The sequence below is a fragment of the Caulobacter sp. SRI_014 genome, assembly GCF_057586315.1.
In genome coordinates this window covers 111,501-133,085 of sequence record NZ_JBYCZQ010000014.1, presented here as the reverse complement: position 1 = coordinate 133,085, position 21,585 = coordinate 111,501, and the positions used below count along the sequence as shown (strand labels likewise).

General features: G+C 68.0%; 23 protein-coding genes. 10 read left to right on the top strand and 13 right to left on the bottom strand.

Features of this window, described 5'->3' with window-relative positions; all coding sequences use genetic code 11:
• The first annotated feature begins 134 nt into the window (after positions 1–134).
• From AC2YG9_RS21700 to AC2YG9_RS21680, 5 genes are read left to right on the top strand one after another with little or no spacing between them, the layout of a single operon-like run.
• Positions 135–1,448, top strand: coding sequence for a hemolysin family protein (locus tag AC2YG9_RS21700; protein ID WP_487300085.1), 1,314 nt, complete (start codon positions 135–137; stop codon positions 1,446–1,448).
• Complete coding sequence (locus tag AC2YG9_RS21695; protein WP_487300084.1) at positions 1,445–2,248, top strand: kinase; 804 nt, start codon at positions 1,445–1,447, stop codon at positions 2,246–2,248. Before AC2YG9_RS21700 ends, AC2YG9_RS21695 begins: the two co-directional genes overlap by 4 nt.
• Positions 2,245–2,958 carry a hypothetical protein gene (locus AC2YG9_RS21690; protein WP_487300083.1) on the top strand — a complete coding sequence of 238 codons (714 nt, stop codon included), beginning with the start codon at positions 2,245–2,247 and terminating at the stop codon, positions 2,956–2,958. Before AC2YG9_RS21695 ends, AC2YG9_RS21690 begins: the two co-directional genes overlap by 4 nt.
• Positions 2,959–3,009: 51 nt before the next feature.
• Positions 3,010–3,690 carry an NnrU family protein gene (locus AC2YG9_RS21685; RefSeq protein WP_487300082.1) on the top strand — a complete coding sequence of 227 codons (681 nt, stop codon included), beginning with the start codon at positions 3,010–3,012 and terminating at the stop codon, positions 3,688–3,690.
• 47 nt (positions 3,691–3,737) lie between these two features.
• Positions 3,738–4,067, top strand: a complete 330-nt coding sequence (locus AC2YG9_RS21680; protein ID WP_487300081.1) for a hypothetical protein — start codon at positions 3,738–3,740, stop codon at positions 4,065–4,067.
• On the opposite strand, the gene AC2YG9_RS21675 is transcribed toward AC2YG9_RS21680, so the two are convergent.
• From AC2YG9_RS21675 to AC2YG9_RS21665, 3 genes are all read right to left on the bottom strand, one after another.
• A complete protein-coding gene (locus AC2YG9_RS21675; RefSeq protein ID WP_487300080.1) occupies positions 4,064–4,699 on the bottom strand; it encodes a LysE family translocator in 636 nt (211 codons plus the stop codon). The two genes, AC2YG9_RS21680 and AC2YG9_RS21675, sit on opposite strands and share 4 nt — an antisense overlap.
• A 4-nt stretch (positions 4,700–4,703) precedes the next feature.
• Complete coding sequence (locus AC2YG9_RS21670) at positions 4,704–5,180, bottom strand: glutathione peroxidase (RefSeq protein ID WP_487300079.1); 477 nt, start codon at positions 5,178–5,180, stop codon at positions 4,704–4,706.
• Between the two features lie 64 nt (positions 5,181–5,244).
• Positions 5,245–6,144 carry a Gfo/Idh/MocA family protein gene (locus AC2YG9_RS21665; protein ID WP_487300078.1) on the bottom strand — a complete coding sequence of 300 codons (900 nt, stop codon included), beginning with the start codon at positions 6,142–6,144 and terminating at the stop codon, positions 5,245–5,247.
• Between the two features lie 94 nt (positions 6,145–6,238).
• Between AC2YG9_RS21665 and AC2YG9_RS21660 the strand changes: the two genes are divergently transcribed.
• The gene (locus tag AC2YG9_RS21660) at positions 6,239–7,243 is read left to right on the top strand and encodes an NADP-dependent oxidoreductase (RefSeq protein ID WP_487300077.1); all 1,005 of its coding nucleotides are present in this window, start codon (positions 6,239–6,241) and stop codon (positions 7,241–7,243) included.
• A 49-nt stretch (positions 7,244–7,292) separates the two neighbouring features.
• On the opposite strand, the gene AC2YG9_RS21655 is transcribed toward AC2YG9_RS21660, so the two are convergent.
• Both AC2YG9_RS21655 and AC2YG9_RS21650 read right to left on the bottom strand, forming a co-directional pair.
• Positions 7,293–7,676 (bottom strand): hypothetical protein, encoded by a 384-nt coding sequence (locus AC2YG9_RS21655; protein WP_487300076.1) that lies wholly within the window; start codon positions 7,674–7,676, stop codon positions 7,293–7,295.
• A gap of 108 nt (positions 7,677–7,784) precedes the next feature.
• Complete coding sequence (locus AC2YG9_RS21650; protein WP_487300075.1) at positions 7,785–8,111, bottom strand: copper-binding protein; 327 nt, start codon at positions 8,109–8,111, stop codon at positions 7,785–7,787.
• A 135-nt stretch (positions 8,112–8,246) separates the two neighbouring features.
• On the opposite strand from AC2YG9_RS21650, the gene AC2YG9_RS21645 reads away from it, so the two are divergent.
• Positions 8,247–9,158 (top strand): cobalamin biosynthesis protein CbiG, encoded by a 912-nt coding sequence (locus AC2YG9_RS21645; protein WP_487300074.1) that lies wholly within the window; start codon positions 8,247–8,249, stop codon positions 9,156–9,158.
• A gap of 261 nt (positions 9,159–9,419) precedes the next feature.
• Complete coding sequence (locus tag AC2YG9_RS21640) at positions 9,420–10,430, top strand: hypothetical protein (RefSeq protein ID WP_487300073.1); 1,011 nt, start codon at positions 9,420–9,422, stop codon at positions 10,428–10,430.
• On the opposite strand, the gene AC2YG9_RS21635 is transcribed toward AC2YG9_RS21640, so the two are convergent.
• Positions 10,424–11,803 carry an MATE family efflux transporter gene (locus AC2YG9_RS21635; RefSeq protein ID WP_487300072.1) on the bottom strand — a complete coding sequence of 460 codons (1,380 nt, stop codon included), beginning with the start codon at positions 11,801–11,803 and terminating at the stop codon, positions 10,424–10,426. The two genes, AC2YG9_RS21640 and AC2YG9_RS21635, sit on opposite strands and share 7 nt — an antisense overlap.
• Before the next feature lie 152 nt (positions 11,804–11,955).
• On the opposite strand from AC2YG9_RS21635, the gene AC2YG9_RS21630 reads away from it, so the two are divergent.
• Complete coding sequence (locus AC2YG9_RS21630) at positions 11,956–13,203, top strand: DUF418 domain-containing protein (protein ID WP_487300071.1); 1,248 nt, start codon at positions 11,956–11,958, stop codon at positions 13,201–13,203.
• A gap of 55 nt (positions 13,204–13,258) precedes the next feature.
• On the top strand, positions 13,259–14,866 hold the full coding sequence (locus tag AC2YG9_RS21625) for a serine hydrolase domain-containing protein (RefSeq protein WP_487300070.1): 1,608 nt from the start codon (positions 13,259–13,261) through the stop codon (positions 14,864–14,866).
• Here AC2YG9_RS21625 and AC2YG9_RS21620 read toward each other — a convergent pair.
• The 7 genes from AC2YG9_RS21620 to glmU form a co-directional block, all read right to left on the bottom strand.
• Positions 14,863–16,239 (bottom strand): class II 3-deoxy-7-phosphoheptulonate synthase, encoded by a 1,377-nt coding sequence (locus AC2YG9_RS21620; RefSeq protein ID WP_487300069.1) that lies wholly within the window; start codon positions 16,237–16,239, stop codon positions 14,863–14,865. The genes AC2YG9_RS21625 and AC2YG9_RS21620 overlap by 4 nt on opposite strands.
• 113 nt (positions 16,240–16,352) lie before the next feature.
• A complete protein-coding gene (gene gor / locus AC2YG9_RS21615) occupies positions 16,353–17,738 on the bottom strand; it encodes a glutathione-disulfide reductase (RefSeq protein WP_487300068.1) in 1,386 nt (461 codons plus the stop codon).
• A gap of 42 nt (positions 17,739–17,780) precedes the next feature.
• Positions 17,781–18,461 carry a ribose-5-phosphate isomerase RpiA gene (rpiA, locus tag AC2YG9_RS21610; RefSeq protein WP_487300067.1) on the bottom strand — a complete coding sequence of 227 codons (681 nt, stop codon included), beginning with the start codon at positions 18,459–18,461 and terminating at the stop codon, positions 17,781–17,783.
• The gene (locus AC2YG9_RS21605; protein ID WP_487300066.1) at positions 18,458–18,997 is read right to left on the bottom strand and encodes a hypothetical protein; all 540 of its coding nucleotides are present in this window, start codon (positions 18,995–18,997) and stop codon (positions 18,458–18,460) included. The genes rpiA and AC2YG9_RS21605 overlap by 4 nt, the downstream gene beginning before the upstream one ends.
• A gap of 8 nt (positions 18,998–19,005) precedes the next feature.
• Positions 19,006–19,578, bottom strand: a complete 573-nt coding sequence (locus AC2YG9_RS21600) for a hypothetical protein (protein ID WP_487300065.1) — start codon at positions 19,576–19,578, stop codon at positions 19,006–19,008.
• Between the two features lie 94 nt (positions 19,579–19,672).
• Positions 19,673–20,248, bottom strand: coding sequence for a hypothetical protein (locus AC2YG9_RS21595; protein ID WP_487300064.1), 576 nt, complete (start codon positions 20,246–20,248; stop codon positions 19,673–19,675).
• Positions 20,245–21,582 (bottom strand): bifunctional UDP-N-acetylglucosamine diphosphorylase/glucosamine-1-phosphate N-acetyltransferase GlmU, encoded by a 1,338-nt coding sequence (gene glmU / locus AC2YG9_RS21590; RefSeq protein ID WP_487300063.1) that lies wholly within the window; start codon positions 21,580–21,582, stop codon positions 20,245–20,247. Before glmU ends, AC2YG9_RS21595 begins: the two co-directional genes overlap by 4 nt.
• Positions 21,583–21,585: the final 3 nt, after the last annotated feature.

Here is a 21,585-nt window from a genome sequence, read left to right as displayed (position 1 = left end):
GCTCTTTTGGAGGTCAAGGTTGTCTTCCCCCCCCCCCCCCCCCCCCACACACAACACCTCCTCGCGTTCCGCGCGATCACCCCCTATGCTCCCCGCCGTGGGGCATGCTGCGCCCCGTCGCCTGACCAGAGACAATGTTACTCATCGCCTGCGCCGTGGTTCTGCTCCTCGTGGTGCTCAACGGCGTCTTCGCCATGTCCGAACTGGCGGTCGTCTCCTCCCGCAAAGCCAAGCTCCAGTCCCGCGCCGAGAAGGGCGACGAGGGCGCCGCCGAGGCCCTCCGGCTGGCCGAAGACCCCACCCGCTTCCTGTCCGCCGTGCAGGTCGGCATCACCTTGATCGGCATCCTGGCCGGCGCCTACGGTCAGGCGACCATCGCCGGCGAGCTGGCCAAGACCTTCGCCAAATACCCGGCCATCGCCGAATACAGCCACGTCATCGCCACCGGCATCGTCGTGGTGGTGCTGACCTATTTCTCACTGGTGCTGGGCGAGCTGGCGCCCAAGCGCTTCGCCATGATCTACCCGGAGACTATCGCCGGGGTGGTCTCGCGGCCGCTGTCGCTGATGGCCAGGGCCATGCACCCCTTCGTCAGCCTGCTCACCTTCTCCACCGCGGGCCTGCTGCGCCTCATGGGCGTCAAGGACGACAGCGGCGAGGCCATCACCCAGGAAGAGGTCGAGACGGTCCTCGCCGAGGGGGCCAACGCCGGCCTCATCGAGCCCGAGGAACAGAACATCATCGCCGAAGTCATGCGGCTGGGCGACCGCCCGATCCGCGTCGCCATGACCCCGCGCAAGGACGTCTACTGGATCAGCCTGGCCGACGACGAAGCGACCCTGAAGACCGAAATCCGCTCCTGCCCCTACAGCCGCATTGTCGTGGCCGACGGCATGGACATCGATGAACCGGCCGGCATCGTCCACAAGAAGGCCCTGCTCGACCGCGTCCTCGACGGCGGCCCGCTGGACCTCGCCAGCGTGGTGGTGACGCCGCTCTACATCCCCGAGACCACCAGCGTCCTCAAGGCCCTGGAACTGCTCAAACAGACGCCGCACCACATGGCCATCGTGGTCAACGAGTTCGGCGCCCTGGAGGGCGTGGTCACCGCCATCGACATTCTCGAGATGATCGCCGGCGACTTCCCCGAGAGCCATGACGAGGACGCGGCCAGGTCGATCATTGTGCGCGAGGACGGCAGCTGGCTGGTCGACGGCCGCACCGACCTCGACGACCTCAACAAGGAGCTGGGTCTCAACATCGACGACGACGGCGGCTTCCACACCGCCGCCGGCCTGGTGCTGCAGCGGCTCGGCCACCTGCCCAAGGAGGGCGAGACCCTCTCCTACGGCGGCTACCGCATCGAGATCGTCGACATGGACGAGCGCCGCATCGACAAACTGCTGTTCAAGAAGCTGCCGCCCAAGGCCAAGCCGAAGGCCGAATGACCCGGCCGCACCCGGAGGTCGCGGCCGCGCTGACCGCGCTGACCTTTACCCCGGGTAAAAATGGCCCGCCGCTGATCGGTGTCTCGGGAACCCAGGGGTCGGGCAAGACCACCCTGGTCACCGCCGTAGCCGAGGCCATCGGGGCGGCGCACCTGTCCCTCGACGACGTCTACCTGACCCGAGATGAGAGGCAGACGTTATCGCTATCCCACCACAAGCTTTTCGCGACTCGGGGCGTACCCGGCTCGCATGATATCGCCATGCTTTTGTCGATCATCGAGACGCTCTCGACAGCCGACAACGACAGCCGCACCCCCCTGCCCGCCTTCGACAAACTGGCCGACGACCGCCTGACGCCCGACGCCTGGCCGATCTTCGAAGGCCGCCCGACCGCCATCCTCATCGAAGGTTGGTGCTTGGGAGCGACGCCACAAGCCCCTGAAATGCTTATGGAACCCGTCAACGCCCTCGAACGCGACGAGGATCCGGACGGCGTCTGGCGCACCGCGATAAACCGCTTCCTCACCGGCCCCTATGCTACACTGTTCAGCCGCTTCGATAGCTTCCTGCACCTGCGCGCCCCCGCCTTCGAGGTCGTCCAGGGCTGGCGAGAGCAACAGCAGGCGGGCCTTCTCGGCCGACCGCTACATCCGGAGGAAAAGCTGGGGCTGTACCGCTTCATCCAGCACTACGAGCGCCTGACTCGCCACATGCTGGCCGGCGGCGTTTTGCCCGGCCTCGTCGTGCCGCTGGACGCCAATCGCCGCCCCCAAGGAATCCCGCTAGCCTCCCCGCAATGAACGAGATCGCCCGCCTCATCCTGACCCTGGCCCTGGCCGGCACGGCGGTGACCTTTCTGGGCAGCCTGATCCTCTGGGCGACCAACGAGGAACGGCGGATCGGCGCCGCGCTCAAGCGCGTCCTCGGCGGCCCGTCGGAAGCCACCATCATCGCCAGGGGCCGGGCTCGCGGCGCCGGCCTGTCGGTCACCTCGGGCCTGTTCGCCACCGCCTGGGACAAGGGCGACTGGTGCATGGTCTACCGGCTGGAGGAGGTCACCGGCGCCGAACTGCTGATCGACGGCGAGGTCGCCGCCCGCGTCTTCCGGGGCGAGACCCGCAAGGCCCTCGACCGCGTGCCGGCCACGGCCCGCGAGGTCACCCTGCGGCTGGTCTTCGACGATCCGGTCAATCCCGATTTCGACCTCCAGCTCTGGACCGCCGGCGACGAAACCCGCCGCGACGCCCCCACCGCCGCCAGCTGCGCCCAGGCCGCCAACCAGTGGCTGGCCCGCATCGAGGCCATCGTGCGGCGCCCGCGCACCGCCCAGGTCGTCTCCGCCTCACCGCCACCCCCGGCCCCGAAAGTGGCCAAACGGGCCGCACCGCCTCCCCCACCCGAGGACGAGCCCCCGCCCTGGGATGAGGATGACGAGGACGATGACACCGTCCCCGACCTCTTCGACGGCGACTACGCGGATGACGACCACGAAGACAAAAGCCATAATTGACAGCGTAAATAATAGCGCGCACCTTCCCGTCATTCCTCGGGAGGCCCCGCCATGTCCATGCTGATCGCCGCCGCCGCCGTCTTTGTCCTGATCCACCTCTTGATCTCCGGCACCCGCCTGCGCGGCGCCCTGGTCGGGGTGGTCGGCGAGCCCGCCTACATGGGCCTGTTCTCCCTTGCCTCCGTGGGAGTCATTGTCTGGCTGAGCATGGCTTACGGCGCCGCCAAGGGGACCGGCCCTGTCCTCTGGAGCGTCCCCGACGCCGCCCGCTGGGCCCAGGCCGGCATCCAGCTGCTGGCCCTGCTGTTCGTGGTCCCGGGCCTGCTGACCCCCAACCCGACCAGCGTCAAACAGGAGGGCGCGGTCGAAAAGCCGGTGACCGGCATGCTGCGCATCACCCGCCACCCCTTCCTCTGGGGCGTGGTCATCTGGGCCGCCGGTCACCTGCTGCTCAACGGCGATGCGCCCAGCCTGATCCTGTTCGGGTCGATGGCCGTGCTCGGCGTCTTCGGGACCTGGTCCATCGACGCCAAGCGCAAGGCCGCCCTCGGCACTCCCTACAAAGCCTTCATGGCCCAGACCGCCAACATCCCCTTCGCCGCCGTCGTCCAGGGCCGCCAGCCTTTGCGGATCATGGAGATCGGCTGGTGGCGCCTGCTCCTGGCCGTGGTCATCTGGGCCGCCCTGATGTGGGGACACGGCATGATCTTCGGGGTCAGCGCTCTGCCTTGATCGGGCCCCGGCTTGGCGCCACTCTTCATCCGCTCCGGAGGATCAAGATGCGCCTGGCCTTCATCACCGCCGCCGCCCTGCTGGTCTCCGGCCCCGCCCTGGCCCAGCAGGCCAAGCCCCTGTTCCCCAACCCGGCCGACGCCGACAAGGACGGCGTCGTCACCGACGAGGAACGCATCGACTACCAGGCCGCCCAGCACGACAAGCGCCGGGTTCAGGAAATCGGCGTCGCCGCGCCAAAGGCCTCCGGCAGCGCGGTGACCCTCAAAGTGGCCGAACCCGAGAATGAACTCGACAAGCGGGCGGTGAAGGCCAGCAGCTTCGAGGAAGCCCAGAACGCCCTGGCCGAACAGGCGCAGGCCGAGAAGGACGACTAACGCCGGGTTTGCCAGGCCAGCCAGACGGCGACCAGGGCGATCCCCACGGCCATCACCTTGCGCACTGTCGCCATGCCGGCTGATCGGGTCAGGATGACCCCGGCGCTGGCCGCCCCGAGCACGATGCCGCCATGCACCAGGCCGCTGATCAGCAGGTGGCCGAGCCCGAACAGCCCTGCCTGCAGGGCCGGCGGCGCAAAGCCTTCGCGGACAAAGCCCGGCAGCAGAGTGACATAGAACAGCGCCGCCTTGGGATTGAGGATGTTGGCCAGATAGCCACGCCCGACCAGGCGCAACCAGCCCTGCGGCGCCGTCGCCACCGTCTCGGGCCCCGCCTCCTCGCCGCGCCAGCAGTCCCAGGCCAGCCACAGCAGGTAGCCGACCCCGGCCCAGCGCAGGATTTCCCAGGCCGGCGGCCAGGCCAGCAGCAGTTCCGTCAGGCCCAGCACTGAGGCGGCCAGATAGGTCGCCAGGCCAAGCTGGATACCCAGCACCGCCGCCCAGCCGGCCAGCCGTCCGCGCTCCGCCGAGAGGGCCGCCAGATAGGCCATGTTGGGTCCAGGCGTCAGCTCGACCAGCACCATGGCCGCCAGAAAGGCCGGGACGACCGCCGGGTCCAGCGGCCAGGCCATGGGCTCAGAGCGCCTCTTCGACCGCCGCCTTGATTTCCGGATCGAGCGGGTCCGTGCGCGGTCCGAAGACGTTCACCAGCTTGCCGTCCTTGCCGACCAACAGCTTGTGGAAGTTCCACACCGGTTCGGCCGGCTCGCCGACCTGCTCGACCGCCCATTTGTAGAAGGGATGGGCGCCGTCGCCCTTCACATCGACCTTGCCGGTCATCGGGAAGTCGACGCCGAAGTTGGTGCGGCAGAACTCGCTGATCTCCGCTTCCGTCCCCGGCTCCTGGCCCATGAACTGGTTGCAGGGCACGCCCAGGACCACGAAGCCCTTGTCGCGGTACTCGGCGTAGAGCTTCTCCAGCCCATCGTACTGCGGGGTCAGGCCGCATTTGCTGGCCACATTGACCACCAGCACCGGGTGATCCTTGAAGGTCGTCATCGGCAGCGGCTGGCCGTCAATGGCGGTGAACTCGAAGTCCCAGGCGTTGCTCATGGCGTGCTCCTCAGCTGACGCGAACCATGGCGCCGTTTGCGCCGCTGGCAACCTTGACGTGGCGTCAGAAGCCGGCGGCCTGTTCCACCGCCAGCGCCAAGTCCAGCGCCCGCGCCGCCTCCTCGCCCGTCACCACTGGTCGGGGCGACTTGCCCAGCACCGCGTTGACGAAGCCTTGGACGCTGGTCCCCAGCGGGTCACGCCCGGCCGGGGTCTCGGTGAAGTCCTGGTTCAGCGCAAACGGCGTTGAATTCTTGAACTCCCGCGTGACGAAATCGATCTCGAGAATGCCCGAGGGATAGACGATCCGCATCGTCCGCTCCCGCGCCTCGGCGTTGCGGGCGGCGGTGAACACGGCGGTGAAGCCGTCCTCGAAGCTGGCCTCGCCGGTGATCTCGTCGGGCGTCCCTTCCGCCTCGACGGTGAAGGGTTCGGCGTCGGTCAGCGCCAGAGCCAGGTCGATGTCGTGGATCATCAGGTCCAGCACCACCGACACATCCTTGCTGCGGATCGACGGCGTGCCCTTGCGCACCGCCTCCAGCCGCAGGGGCTTTTCGGGAATGTCGAGCAGGCCCATGGCCTGGCTGACCACCCGCTCCTGGTGACCGCAAGCCAGCACCAGCCCGGCCTTGGCCGCCGCCTGGATCAGGCGGTCGGCGTCCTCCAGCGTCGTGGCCAAGGGCTTTTCGACATAGACCGGCTTGCCGGCGGCCAGGCACTGCAACGCGAGCCTGGCGTGCGTCGTGGCCGGGGTGGCGACGGTGATGATGTCGGTAACCTTCAGGAGGTCGTCGAGGTCGCCATAGGCTTCCGCGCCGTACTGATTGGCCATGTCGAAGCAGCGTTCGGGATGCAGGTCGTAGATGCCGACCAGCTCGATCCCTTCCATCTCGGCGTATTTGCGCGCGTGATAGCCGCCAAAGACGCCCGAACCGACCACACCGGCTTTGAGAAGTTTCGTCATGGGCCGGGGTTTAGCGCAGTTCGCGGCTTTCGCGAACGGTCAGATGCGCCTAAACAGTCGTTTGAATGTACGCCGTAAAACGGAAGGAAACTCCATGACCACGTCCCGCGAAGTGCGCCTCAAGAGCCGCCCGGAAGGCCTGCCCACCGCCGCCAATTTCGAGGTCGCCGAGGTGACCCTGCCCGCCCCCGGCCCCGGCCAGATCAAGGTGCGCAACCACTTCATGTCGGTTGACCCCTACATGCGCGGCCGCATGTACGACCGTCCCTCTTACGTCCCGCCCTTCCAGATCGGCGAGGCCCTGCAGGGCGGCGCGGTCGGCGAGGTGATCGCCAGCAACGACCCGGCTTTCGCGGTCGGCGATGCGGTGCAGTCGATGTGGGGCTGGCGCGAGGCCTACAACGCCGACGCCAAGACGGTGCAGAAGCTCGACACCTCCAGCGGCCTGCCGCTGCAAGCCTTCCTGGGCGTCGCCGGCATGCCCGGCATGACCGCCTACGCCGGCCTGCTGCGGGTGGGCGGCCTGAAGGACGGCGACGTGGTCTTCGTCTCGGCCGCTGCCGGCGCCGTGGGCTCGGTCGTCTGCCAGATCGCCAAGATCAAGGGCCACACCGTCATCGGCTCGGCCGGCGGGCCGGAAAAGGCCGCCTTCCTCAAGTCGATCGGCGTCGACCACGTCATCGACTACAAGGCCACGCACGACCTGAAAGCCGCCCTGCGCGAAGCGGCCCCCAAGGGCATCGACGTCTATTTCGAGAATGTCGGCGGCGAGCACCTGGAGGCGGCCATCGACTCGGCCCGCCCGTTCGCGCGCTTCGCGCTGTGCGGCATGATCAGCCAGTATAACGAGACCGGCGAGCCCAAGGGCCCGTCCAACATCATCCAGGCGGTCGGCAAGAGCCTGAAGCTGGAAGGCTTCATCGTCTCCAACCACTACGACATGCTGCCGGACTTCCTGCGCGACATGTCTGCCTGGATCGGCTCGGGTCAGCTGAAGTGGAAAGACACCGTCGACGAGGGCATCGACAACGCCGCCGGCGCCTTCATCAAGCTCTTCAAGGGCGAGAACATGGGCAAGATGCTGGTCAAGCTCAGCTGAGGCCCCGCAAGGGACGCGTTGAACCCCAACGCGTCCCGGCGTTTCTCGATCAGACTTCCATCTCGAGGATGCAGCCGGCCACGTCGCCGGCGATCGCCGTCAGGCCCTCGGTGCTGCTCTTCTCGACCGCCTTGGTGTAGCCGTCGGTGGTCTTGACCATCTCTTCGACGGCGGCCTTCTGATAGGCCTCGTTCTGGGCCTGCAGGAAGTTCAGCCAGGTCATGGCCATGTCGGTCATCGGCTTGTCCTCGCCTTCCTTGACCTCGTCCTCGGTGAACTTGGCGAACAGGACGGTGGCGGCGGTGCACTTGCCGGCCATGGCGGCGGACGTGCCGGCCTTCACCTTCAGGGTGGCGTCGGCGGCGGTCGCCGCGCCGCTGAGGGCGACGGCCAGAGCGGCGCCCATGGCTAGGCGGATAAAGGTTTTGGACATAACGATCTTCCCGATTGAGTTCGGGATATCGGTAGGCTCAGCGCCGCTTGGCCGCGCCCTCTGAAAGGGTGGCGACACGCAAATGGCCTATGCTCAAAAAAGGGGGGCCTAGTCCCGGGCCTTGAGCTCGGTCAGGGCCCACTTGTCTCCCTGCTTCTGGAAACTCAGCGCCACCCTTGATCCCGCCGCCTCCGGCGCGGCGGCCATCACATCGGCATAGGCGCGGAAAGTCGTGCGGCCGGCGGGCAGGCCGGCTTCCGGAACCGCCTCATGGTCGATGGTGGCGCTCTCCAGCGTCACCGAAGAGATCGAGCCGGTGGTGGCGAACACCGGACCGCTCAACGGCGGCAGGGTCTCGACCTTGTTGATCTTGTCCGGGCCCGGCCCGCAGGCGGCGGCGAGCAGGCAGAGCGAGATGATAGCGGCGAGCCTCATCGGGTGACCGATCCTTCCTTGTACGGAGCGGGCCGTAGCACGCCCGTATGACAGTTCAACCAATTGCCTTCCCGCAACGGCCCCCATGGCCTACAAGCCCCGCCTGAATTGGGTTTTGCAAGCTGGAGAGTGATCGTGGCGCGGCTGTTCGACGCCTTTGTAATGGTCGACTGGAGCGCGTCTTCGACACCGAAGACGGGCCGCGATTCCATCTGGATCGGGGTCAACAAGCGTGACGCCCGCTTCCGCCCCACCTTCGAGGCCCACAACCCGGCCACCCGCGCCGGCGCCATGGCGACCCTGCGCGAGGTGATCGGCGACCTGCGTCGGCGTGGCGAGCGGGTGCTGGTCGGCTTCGACTTCCCGCTCGGCTATCCGCGCGGCACGGCGGCCAAGCTGGGCCTGAAGGACGCCGACTGGTCCGGCATGTGGAAATTCCTGGCCGACAACGTCGTCGACAAGCCCACCAATCTCAACAATCGGTTCGCCGTGGCCAACAAGGCCAACCGGCTGATGACCGATTCCGCCAAGCCCTTCTGGGGCTGCCCGGCGAAGGACGCCCAGACCTGGCTGTCGTCGACCAAGCCCGAGCATACCGCCGACCTGCCGCCGCTGCTGCGCGCCGCCGAGCTGGCGACGCAGGGCAAGGGCAAGGGCAAGGCCGGCGCGAAAAGCGTCTGGCAGATCTTCGGCAACGGCACGGTCGGCAGTCAGGCCATCGTCGGCATCCCGGCCCTGCGGGCGCTCAAGCTGGAACTGGGCGACAAGGCGAAGGCCTGGCCGTTCGAAACCGGCTGGAAGACGCTGAAGGACGCCGATGTCGCCGACATCGAGGTGCTGTTCGCCGAGGTCTATCCGGCGCTCGGCGACGTGCGCCCGGAAGCCGGCGAGATCCTCGACCGGGCCCAGGTCCGCGCCCTGTGCGAACACTTCCTGCGCCTCGACGAGGCCGGCAAGCTGGGCGAGGCTTTCGGGCCGTCGAAGGCGATCGATGAGGCCGAAGTGGCGATCATCGAGGCCGAAGAAGGCTGGATCCTGGGGGCTTAGGCCCCTCCCCTGTGGCGCGAGCGCAACGCTCGTTAACCCTCGCGCCACACCCCTCTTGTCAGACCGCCGTTCGGTGTGAGACACGCCGCCCCCTCGATTTGGAGACTAACCGCCGCATGAAAACGCGCGCCCTAACCCCCTGCTGGAGCTTCGGCGACCAGCAACGCGCGCGTCCTGGCGGCAACGTCCTGGCGCGCCTCAGACACCTGTAACCTGGCGGCGCCTCCCGGTGTCGCCATAGCGACGCCTGGAGAGTTGACGATGAACGCCTGGACGGGTCCCTGGACCGTAGTCCATGTCCCCACCCCGCTGTTGCGGAAGCTGGCCGGCGAGTTCGCCGACCGGATCGCCCTGGTATGGGGGCAGCCGCACGGCGCCTTCCTGACCGCGCCCGCCGCTCGCCGCCACCTGGCCTGCCTGGCCTTGATGGACCGCGAGCACACGGCCGAGTCGCTGGAAACGGTTCTGTCCGATCCCTTGCGGACCGCGTTGCGCAACCTGTTGCCGGATGCGCCCGCCGGTTTGGGCCGCGTGTTGGAGCGGATGGGTGAAGAGGCCTGGGCGGAGACGGAATACCGTCAGTTGCTGGCCGCCCTGGCCGACCCCTTCACCGCCAAGGTGATGAACCACGCGGTCGAGGTCACGCCGCAAACCGTTCGCGGGGCGGTCGTCCTGCCGACCGCCGTTGTGCGGGCCGGGGGTGGGCGGTTCGCGCTGGACGGGGGTCAGGCCTCGGTCCTGAACGAAGCCTACGAAGCCATCGCCCGCCGTCTCGACGAGCGGGCCATGGCGGCGGTGGCCGAGCGTTGGGGACGGGCCGGCAGCGTGGCGCAGTTGTTCGAATGGGCGGCCGACGACATCATCGGGGAGATCCCGCCGACGTCGCTGGAAACGCCTGTCGGCTTCCGCCTGTTGGCCACCAAGGCCGACCTGCGGGAGGCAGCGTTGCGCTACCGCAACTGCCTGCGCGACTACGTCACCAACGCGGTCACGGGCGAGAGCGTGTTCTTCGAACGGCTGGGGACGCCCCCGGCCGTCGTCCAGGTCTCGCGCGACGCCGTCTTTGGATGGCGTCTGAACGAGGCCCGGGGTCAGGACAACGATCCCGTGCCGGCCGAAACCCGCGGCGCTATTGTCGCGGCCCTGGAAACGGTCGGCGTTGTCGTGGGGCCCAGCCACTGGACCCTGCAGAACGCCCTGTTCCAGGCCGGGATGGGCAACGCCTCGACCGTGACCCGCGAGGATCGCGTCGCCGAGGTGTTCGGCTACTGAGGGGCCTGGGCCGTGTCTTCGGACGCGGCCCAGGCCTTGTCACGCGCGGCAAGCAGCCAGAACCGCCCGACCAGGCAACCGGCCGAGATCAGGCTGGCCAGGATCACGGCCCAGATGATGCCGTTCAGCCCCAGCTTCATCGGATGGGCCAACCACCAAGCCAAGGGGCACATGATCAGCGCATAGCTGAGGATGTGGGTGAAGGTCGGCAGCCAGACCTCCCCCCGGGCCCGGAGCGCCTGCGCCGCCACCACCTGCAGGCTGTCGGCGGCGAAGAACAGGCAGGAGAGCACCAGGGCCGGCGCGGCCAGGGCGATGAGGGCCGCCTCGCGGGTATAGGCCCCGGCGATCCAGGCCGCGAGCGGCCAGACAAGCGCGGAGATAAGAAGGCCAAAGACGATCGCGACGCCAAAGCCCAGCCAGCCTGCCCGCGCCATCCCCGCCCGATCGCGCGCGCCGTAGGCCCGGCCGACCAGCACCCCGGTCGCCGCCGACAGGCCCAGCGGGACCATGAAGATCACCGCCGCCACGTTCAGCACCACGGCATAGCCCGCCACGACCACTGCCCCCAGCCAACCGGCGACAATGTTCATGCCCCCGAAAGCAGCCGTCTCGACGAAGTAGCTGGCCCCCGCGCCATAGCCGATCCGGCGCTGTTCCACGGCCTGGGCGGGGTTGGCTGCGGGCTTGTCGAAGACACCGAGCTCGCGAGCGTCTTTCATCCGCCAGATCCAGGCCAGCAGGACCACCATCAGGAAGATCCGCGCCCCAAGGGTGGACCATGCCCCGCCGACCGCTCCCATGGCCGGAATGCCGAAGGCGCCCGGCACAAACAGCAGGTTGAGCCCCAGGTTGACGATGTTGGCGGCCCACATGGTCCACATCCCCGGCCCGGGCCGCGACAGGGCCTCGAGGTAGAAGGTGGCCGCCACCGAAACGAGATAGGGCGTAAGGGACAGGGCGAAGATGCGCAGCGCCTTGCCGGCCCCCTCCGCCAGCCCGGCCTCGAGGCCAAGCGAGCGCAGGAACAGCGGGCCAAGCAGGAACATGGCCACCGTCGACGCCACACCGAGCCAGAAGGCGTAGACGATGCCCCGCCGCAGCACCGCGCCGGTGTCGTGACGCCGCCCCTCGCCGACCAGCCGGGCGGTCATCACCTGCACGCCCAGCAACAGCCCGACGGCCGTGGTCACGATCACCGAGGTGGGGGCCCAGCCCAGGGCGTGGAAGCCCAGCTGCTCGGCCGAGTAGCGGCCGACGATGATCGCGTCGGTCAGGCCCATGACCATGATGCCCAGGCGGGCCATGACCACCGGTCCGGCCAGCCGCAACAGTTCGATCAGGTCGGCGCGCGCCGTCGGCGTCTGGTTCATGGGTCCCTCGAAGGGCCGGAACACTGGCGATGTTCGCGGGGCCCATCAACCCGTACGGGCGGACAAGCTTGGTTGTCGTTCTGGCCAGGCCGGCGTCTTGACCTTTGCGTCCAAGCGGCCTCCCTTCCCCGTAATCCCTGGGGAGGGCGCTCATGACCAACGACCAAAGACACACATCCATCGACGCCGTGCGCGGCTTTGCCGTTCTGGGCATTCTGTTGATGAACATCGTTGGCATGGGCCTGCCGGCCTTCGCCTACATCGACCCGACCTACTACGGGTTCGAGCCGCACAAGACGGCCAACATCTGGACCTGGGCGGTCAACTATGTGGTCGCCGACGGCAAGATGCGCGGCCTGTTCACCATGCTGTTCGGGGCCAGCCTGATGCTGATCGCCGACCGCGCCGAGGGCCAGCGCCCCGGGCCCGCCGCAATCCACTATCGCCGGGTGTTCTGGCTGTTCGTGTTCGGCATGCTGCACGCCTATCTGCTGTTCTTCGGCGACATCCTGGTCACCTACGCCATCGCCGGGGCGGTGGTGTTCCTGTTCCGCAAATGGTCACCGAAACTGCTGATCGGCCTTGGCGCCGTGGTTCTCGCCCTGCTGGTCGCCAAGGGCCTGTTCGAGACCCACCATCTGCAGTCGCTGCGCGACGCCGCCCAGGCCGAAGGGGCCAGCGAGGCGGCTCGCAAGGCCTGGGCCCAACAGTCGTTCATCGTCAATCCGCCGCCCGAGTTCGCCCAGCGCGAACTCGCCGGCTACCGCGGCGACTTCTTCGACGCCATGAAGGCGCGCGCCTTTATGGCCGTGTTGCTGCAGACCGTTTTCCTGGTCACCGAGACCCTGTGGGAAGCCATCGCCCAGATGATGATCGGCGTCGGCCTCTACCGGCTGGGCTTCTTCACCCTCGGCTGGAAGACCCGCTCCTACGCCACCCTGATGGCCATCGGATGGGGCGTCGGCATGCCGCTCACCGCCTGGCTGGCCTGGCGGGTCGCCCAGGCTGACTTCGAGCCCTTCCTGCGCCAGGAAAACAGCTACTGGGCCGCCATTCCGCGCCCCATCATCGCCCTGGCCCACGCCAGCGCCCTGATGCTGCTGGTCCGCTCGGGGGGCCTGAACTGGCTGGTCAGTCGGCTGGCCGCCGCCGGACGCATGGCGCTCAGCAACTACCTCGGCACGTCGATCATCACCGCCTTTTTGTTCTGCGGCTTTGGTTTTGGCCTGTTCGGCAAGCTCGAGCGCTATGAGTTGTACGGCGTCGTCGCAGGGATCTGGCTGCTGATCCTCCTGTGGAGCAAGCCGTGGATGTCGGCCTTCCACTACGGCCCGTTCGAATGGGTCTGGCGCTCGCTGGTCCGCTGGAAGCTCCAGCCGTTCGTGAAGCGCCCGGGCTAGCCTCAAGTCCCCGTCTCGGGTTACCAAGCCGCAGATGGGGATTTTCAAGCCTGCCTTGCTGGTAACGGCCGTGCTGGCCGCGCCGACCCTGGCCCTTGGCCAGGCGCCGGCTGCGCCTGCGCCCGACCGTGTCACCCAGGTCGACCGCCTGTTCGCCGGCTACAACAGCCTGGAGAGCGCCGGCTGCGCCGTCTCCGCCTCGCAGGACGGCAAGGTGCTGGTCGAGCGGGCCTACGGCAGCGCCGATCTCGAACATGATGTGCCGATCACGGTGGCCACGCCGTTCGAGGCCGGGTCGGTGTCCAAGCAGTTCACCGCCGCCGCCATCCTGCTGCTGGTCCAGGACGGCAAGGTCAAGCTGACCGACGATGTCCGCAAGTACCTGCCGGAACTCCCCGACTACGGCCGGCCGATCACCATCGACCAGCTGCTCAGCCACACCAGCGGCCTTAGGGACTGGGGCGATCTGGCCTTCTGGCAGGGCTGGCCGCGCACGACCCGGGCCTTCACCCAGGACGATGTCGTCGATCTGATCCGCCGCCAGCGGGGCCTGAACTACCTGCCGGGCGCCGAGTACGCCTACACCAACAGCGGCTACAACCTGCTGACCGAGGTGGTGCGCAAGGCCTCGGGACAGAGCCTCGCCGACTTCACGGCGGCCCGCATCTTCAAGCCGCTCGGCATGGGAAAGACCAGCTGGCGCAATGACTTCCGGCGAATTGTGAAGGGCCGAGCCATCGCCTACGCCCGCGCCTCCGAGGGCTGGCAGCAGCAGATGCCCTTCGAGGAAGGCTACGGCAACGGCGGCCTGATCACCACCGTCGCCGATCTGCAGACCTGGAACGCGGCCCTCGCCTCCCAGAAGCTCGGCGATTTCCTGACCGTCGAGATGCGCCGCCGGGCGGTGCTGAACAACGGGCTGCGCATCACCTACGCCCGGGGCGTGGTAGTCCAGACCTGGAACGGCCAGGAGGAGATCAGCCATTCGGGCTCGACCGGCGCCTACCGCGCCTGGCTCGGCTACTATCCGCGCCAGCGCTTGAGCGTCGCCGTGCTGTGCAACGCCTCGGACGCCAACGCCACGGTGCTGGGCCGCGGCGTCGCCCTGACCGTCCTGCCCCCTGCCCCGCCCGAGCCGCCGGGCCAGCCGCTGGTCAATCCGGCCGGCCGCGCCGGACTCTATGTCAACGAACGCACGGGGCGCACGCTGCTGCTGGTCGCCGACGCCAACGTCACCCAGGGCATCCGGGTGGCCGGCGGCGGGACGCTGTGGCCGCTCGGCCCCGACAGTGTGCGGTTCGGGGCCGACGAGCTGACCTTCGGCCAGGGCGTGCTGACACAGAAGACCTTCGAGGGCGATCGCTATCTCTATCGCCGCACGCCCCTGTGGGCGCCGACCCAGGTGCAGCTGGCCCCGTTCGTCGGCCGCTATCGCAGCGACGAGATCGGGGTGACCTATACGGTGACGCGCGGCGTGAACGGCCTGGTGCTCAAGCTCGAAGAGCGGCCGACGGTGATCGTGCCGATGAACCCGGTCTACCGCGACGCCTTCGACCTGCGCGGCAACCTCGCCCGCTTCCGCCGCGACGAGAAGGGGCGAATCGTGACCCTGAGCCTCGGCAGTGGCCGCGTGCGCGACCTGCGCCTGAGGAAGGTCGGTTAGCTGGCGGCCCGCAGGTCCTCGGACCGCAGGGCCCGCAGCTTCTCGGCAACCAGGAACGACAGCTCCAGCGCCTGCTCGCCGTTGAGGCGCGGGTCGCAGTGGGTGTGGTAACGGTCGGCGAGGTCGCCTTCCGACACCGCCCGGGCGCCGCCGGTGCATTCGGTGACGTTCTGGCCGGTCATTTCCAGGTGGACGCCGCCCGGATGGACGCCTTCCGAACCGGCGATTTCCACGAAGGCGCGAACCTCGGCCAGGATGCGATCGAAGGGCCGGGTCTTGTAGCCGTTGTTGGCTTTCAGGGTGTTGCCGTGCATCGGGTCGGTGGACCAGACGACGCTGCGGCCAGACTTCTTGGTCGCCTCCATCAGGCGCGGCAGGCGGTCGGCGATCTTCTCGGCCCCGAAGCGGCCGATCAGGGTCAGGCGGCCAGGCTCGTTGGCCGGGTTCAGCACATCGATGAGGCGCAGCAGGTCGTCGGCCTCCAGGGTCGGGCCGACCTTGACGCCGATGGGGTTCTTCACCCCCTTCATGAAGTGGACGTGGGCCCCGTCCAGCTGGCGGGTGCGCTCGCCGATCCACAGCATGTGGGCGCTGGTGTCGTACCAGTCGCCGCTGGTGCTATCGACGCGGGTCATAGCCTCTTCGTAGCCGAGCAGCAGGGCTTCGTGGCTGGTGAAGAACTCGACGCGGTGCATCTCCGGATGGGTGTCCGGGGTGACGCCGATGGCGGCCATGAAGGTCAGGCTCTCGCTGATCTTCTCGGCCAGTTCCTTGTAGCGGGCGCCCTGGGGGCTGTCGGCGACGAAGCCGAGGGTCCAGCGGTGGATGTTGTAGAGGTCGGCGTAACCCCCGCCGGCGAAGGCCCGCAGCAGGTTCAGTGTCGAGGACGACTGGCCGTAGGCCTTCAGCAGGCGCTCGGGGTCGGGGGCGCGGCCCTCGGCCTCGAACTCCATGCCGTTGATGTTGTCGCCGCGGTAGGACGGCAGGGTGACGCCGTCGATCGTCTCGATGGGCTCCGAGCGCGGCTTGGCGAACTGGCCGGCGATGCGGCCGACCTTCACCACCGGCTTGCCGCCGGCGAAGGTCAGGACCACCGCCATCTGCAGGATCAGGCGGAAAGTGTCGCGGATGTTGTCGGCCGAGAATTCCTTGAAGCTCTCGGCGCAGTCGCCGCCCTGCAGCAGGAAGGCCTTGCCCTCGGCAACGTTACCCAGCAGGCCTTTGAGACGACGGGCCTCGCCGGCAAACACGAGCGGCGGCATCCGGCGAAGTTCGTCCTCGACCCGCGTCACGGCGCCCGCATCCGGATAGTCGGACGGGATATGCTTGGCGGGTTTGGCTCTCCAGGATTGCGGGGTCCAACGCTCGGTCATCAGTCTGCTCAAAGTTCAAAAGGATCGCGGCTCATACAGTAAGCGCACGATACAGGCAAAATAATGCGCGCGGGTGGCGACAAATCCACGCGCAGCGGAAAATTTATCCCGCGCTAGGCGGCCGTTCCCAGGTTCGGCGGAATGTACCGCTCCTTCATCGTCACCAGTTCCTCGGCGGCGGTCGGGTGGACGGCGCAGGTGGAATCCCACTGCTGCTTGGTGACACCCATCTTCACGGCGATGGCGGCCATCTGGATCATCTCGCCGCTGTCGGGGCCGACGATGTGGACGCCGACCACCTTCTGGTCCTGCGGGTTCACCAGCACCTTCATCAGCATCTGCTCCTCGCCGTGATAGAAGGTGGTCTTCATCGCCCGGAACACCGCCTTGTAGACGTGGACGTCGCCAAACGCCTGGCGGGCCTCGAACTCGGTCATGCCCACGGTGCCGATCGGCGGCTGGCTGAAGACGGCGGTGGCGACCATCTCGTGGTCGAAGGTCGTCGGGTTGTTCCGGAACTGGGTCTCGGCGAAGGCGGCGCCCTCACGGATGGCCACGGGAGTCAGGTTGATGCGGTCAGTGACGTCGCCGACGGCGAAGATGTTGTCGACGTTGGTCTTCGACCATTCGTCCACCGCGATGGCGCCCCGCTCATTGAGCTTCACGCCCGCTGCTTCGAGGCCCAGACCCTTCACATAGGGCTCGCGGCCGGTGGCGAACATCACCTGCTCGGTGGTAAGCTTCAGGTCGTTGGTCAGGCAGCTGAGCAGGCCGTTCGCGGTCTTCTCGATGCTGGTGTGCTGGGTGCCCAGCACCACGCGGATGCCTCGCCGCTCCATCTCGCGGGTCAGGTGGATACGCACATCGTCGTCGAAGCCTCGCAGGATGTTGGGGCCGCGGTAGACCAGGGTGGTCTCGACGCCGAGGCCGGCGAAGATGCCCGCGAACTCCACGGCGATATAGCCGGCGCCGACCACCATGATCGACTTGGGCAGCTTCTCCAGGTGGAAGGCCTCGTCCGAGGTGATGGCGTGCTCGATCCCCGGCAGGTCCTGCGGCACGGTCGGCCGCCCGCCGGTGGCGATCAGGATCTTGTCGGCGGTGACCGTCATGTCCTTGCCGATGATCTCGACGGTGTGGGCGTCCTTCAGAACGGCCCGGGCGTGGACCAGTTCGGTCCCGGCCTTGCCGAGGTTGGCGACATAGATGCCCGACAGCCGGGCGATCTCGACATCCTTGGCCTCAAGGAATCGCTTCCAGTCGAAGGTCGCCTCGGGGATGGTCCAGCCGAAGCCCTGGGCCACCTTGATCTGGTTCGACACCTCGCTGGCGTAGACCATGAACTTCTTGGGCACGCAGCCGCGGATCACGCAGGTGCCGCCGACCCGGGATTCCTCGGCCACGGCCACCTTGGCGCCGCTCATGGCGGCCAGCCGGGCCGCGCGGACACCGCCGCTGCCGGCGCCGATGACGAAGAGGTCGTAGTCGTACTTGGCCATGGCGGCGCAGTCTCCGGAATGTCAGGCAGTCTATTTAGGTATTCAGGGGTGCAGGCGCACCACGCCTTCGTCGGTGCCGATCAGGGCTTCGTCGGCGAGGTCGAGGAACAGGCCGTGGTCGACCACGCCGGTCACCGATTTCAGGGCCTCGCCCAGAGCCGCCGGCTGCTCGATCTTTCCGGACGCCATGTCGTAGATCAGGTTGCCGCCGTCGGTGATCACCAGGCCCCGCTCCGACTTGCGCAGGCGCGGTGGCGGCAGGTCGAACTCGGCGGCGATGTCGGCCAGCCGCTGACCCGTGTGGATATGGCCGAACCGGACGACTTCGATGGGCAGGGGGAACCTGCCCAGCGCCTTCACCTGCTTGGCGGCGTCGGCGATGACCACGCATTTGCGCGAAGCCTCCCAGACCAGCTTCTCGCGCAGCAGGGCCGCGCCGCCGCCCTTGATCAGCGACAGGCCCGGCCCGACCTCGTCCGCGCCATCGACGGTCAGGTCGACGCGCTTCACATCGTCCAGCCCGACGATGGCGATGCCCAGCTCCCGCGCCAGGTCGGCAGTGGCGTCGGAGGTCGGAACACCCTTGATGTCGAGGCCGCGCGCCGCCAGCGCCTTGACGAACCAGGCGGCGGTCGAGCCGGTGCCGAGGCCCACGACCATGCCGGCTTCCACGAGCTCGGCCGCAGCCTCGCCGGCGATCTGCTTCTGGGTGTCAGCGCTCATGGTTTCAGCGTCACATTCACCAGGCTGACCGAGACGCCGCCGGGCAAGTCCATCACGTCCACGATATAGAGACCGCCCGCCCGAAGCGCCGCCTCAAGCGCGCTGTCGTCGCTCCCCACCGACGTCTTGCGGCCGTCCACGAACCGGAAGCGATAGGTCGTGTGGTCGGGTGATTGGGTCGACGGCATGGCGATCCAGCCAGCCAGCAGGTCACGGTCAGCCTTGTTCAGTTCATAGCCGCTGACCGTGCAGCCGGTAAACCGCAACGCCGGCTTGACCTCCGGGCCGCTATCGATCCGGGTGAGCATGACGGCCAGGGCCCCGCCGTCAGCCTCACGGATCAGGGTCACAGGGTCACCGAGTTCCGGTGGCAGTTCGGTCCGCTTGTCGACGAAGCCCCGCGCCCGCGCGGTAGCCTCCGCAGCCGTCGGGTTGTCCTGATTGTTGAGGCAGACAGTCTGGAACTCGGCGATGAAACTCGCATCCGCCGCCTGGGCCGCCATCGGCGCGGCCAGCAGGGCGGCGGCCATGGTCAAGGCGCGGATCACGGGGCCTGCTTGATGCTGAGCAGGGTCAGGCCGGTCTTGCCGTCGGTGTCCTCGATCTGAAGCACCCAGAAACCGCCGGACTTGATGGCCGTGACCATCGCCGCCTCGTCGGCGCCGTTGACGACGGCGCGTTTGCCGCCCCGGTCGGTGTAGACGTAGTAGACCTTGGTCGGGGTTTCTTCCTGCGGCGCGACGCCCACCCAGGTCTTGATCGCCGCCTTGGCCTGCGCGGAGTCGATCGGTCCGGTGACATTGCAGGCTTCGTAGAACTGGTTCGGCGTGGCGCCCGCGCCGGCCACCCGCGACTGAGTCACCACCACGGCCCAGCCCCGACCGTCGGCGCCGGTCTTGTTCATGCCCCACATGGTGTCGATGCCCGTCGGCTTGGGGGCCGGGTAGTCGGCGTAGCCCGACGCCTTGGCCACATTCACCGCCTGGCTCAGGTTGGCGCGGTTGTTCAGGCATATACGCTGGAACTCGCCGGACGCCGTGTCCTGGGCAAAGGCGGCTCCCGGCGCGGCCAGCACGGCGGCGGCGGCGGCGGCAAGGACCATCATCGGTAGGCGCATCGGTCTTTCCCCAATCAAGCCGGCCAAGGTCATTTGGCCCTCGCCCGCAGTTTGGCAGCCCGGAAGCGCGCCGCCCAGCCCTGGTCGCCGGCGATCAAGGGATCGTCGACCACGAGATACCCGCGACGGTTCGAGCCCCTGCTGTATCGACCATCAGAAGACCCAGACCTTTTCCACGAAACGACTGGCTCTTGAGAGTTCTGTCGGCAGGACCAACGGCGATGACGCGATCTTCGGGCATGACAAAGGTTTGACGACTGCGGGTCTGCGCCTCGTTGGTCCAGGTAGGCTCTTGCGGAACAAGTCCGAGAGCCTCCCTCGCGACAACCGGATCCTGGTTGGGGGCGCTGACGATGCAGGACTGGGTTCGGAGCGGCGGTTCGCCGCTCGATGTCCCGGCCTCGGTGTCGGACATCAGCATGATCTGCCAGACGCCGTCCGGCTCTTCCTTCTGAAACCGCTTGACGATGTCAAACGACCGGTCCGGCTCCGGCAGCGCGACGAAGGCGAAACCCGCGCGCAGGATCGCCGCCTCGGCATTCTCCAGGCTCCCGAAATTTGCCAGACAGATGTCCTTTAGCGCGTCACGGGTTGCCGCCGTCGCGCCGCCTCCGACCGACACCGCCAACATAGCCGCAAGGCTGAGGGTCCGTAGCGTCCGGCGCATCATTTCACCGCCTTCGCGCGGGCCTTCGCCGCGCGGAAGCGCGCCGCCCAGCCGGGTTTGCTCTCCTGAGCCGGACGGGCCAGGGCCAGGGCGTCGTCCTCGACATCGCGGGTGATCACCGAGCCCGAGCCGGTCATCGCCCCGGCCCCGATGCTCACCGGCGCCACCAGGCTGGAGTTGGAGCCGATGAAGGCCCCTGCCCCCACATGGGTGTCGTATTTGTCGAAGCCGTCGTAGTTGCAGAAGATGGTTCCGGCCCCGATGTTGGCCTTCTCGCCGATCGTGCCGTCGCCCAGATAGGCCAGGTGGTTGGCCTTGGCGCCGGCGCCGACCTTGACCTTCTTCACCTCGACGAAGTTGCCGATGTGGGCGTTCTCGCCGATGTCGGCGCCCGGCCGCAGGCGGGCGTAGGGGCCGATGATGGCGCCGGGCCGCACCACGGCGCCCTCGACATGGCTGAAGGCCCGGATCACCGCCCCCGCCTCGATGACCGCCTTGGGGCCGAAGACGACGTTGGGCTCGATCATCGCCCCGCCGGCGATCCGGGTGTCCCACGACAGGAAGACCGTCTCCGGCGCCACCATCGACACCCCGTCGGCCATCAGCTGGCCGCGCCGCCGCTGCTGCCAGAGGTATTCGGCCCGGGCGACGCCGGCCTGGTCATCGGCGCCCATCACCGCCGTCTCGCTGGCGAAGGCGACGCCGACCCGGGCGCCGTCGGCGTTGGCCAGGCCGACGATGCTGGTGATGTAGTATTCCGACTTGACGTTGTTGTTGTCGACGCGGCCCAGCCAGTCGAACAGCGGCCCAGCCGGCCCAACCAGCATGCCGCTGTAGCAGGCCCCGACCGCCAGCTCTTCAGGCGTGGCGTCGCGGGCCTCAACGATGCGCAGCAGACGGCCGTCCGCGTCCTGGATCATCCGGCCGTAGAGGGCGGCATCGTCCGGCTCGAAGGCCAGCATGGTCAGCTCGCCCGTGCCGAACAGCGGTTCCAGGTCGGCGGCGGTCAACAGCGGGCAGTCGGCGTTGGTGACCAGCACCTCGCCCTCGAACCCGGCCAGGGCGTCCTTCGCGCAGAGCACCGCGTGGGCCGTGCCCATCGGCGGATCCTGAATGGCCACCGCGCCTTCGCCCAGCCGCGCCGCCACATGGGCCGCCACCGCCGGGCTGTGGGTTCCGCAGACCACGACGATCTTCTCGCACCCGGCGCCTTCGGCGGCGTCGATGGCGCGGTCCAGCATGGTGCGGCCGCCAACCTTGTGCAGCACCTTGGGGATCGGGGATTTCATCCGCGTTCCCTGGCCGGCGGCCATGATCACGGCGGCGCGCTTGCTCATCGA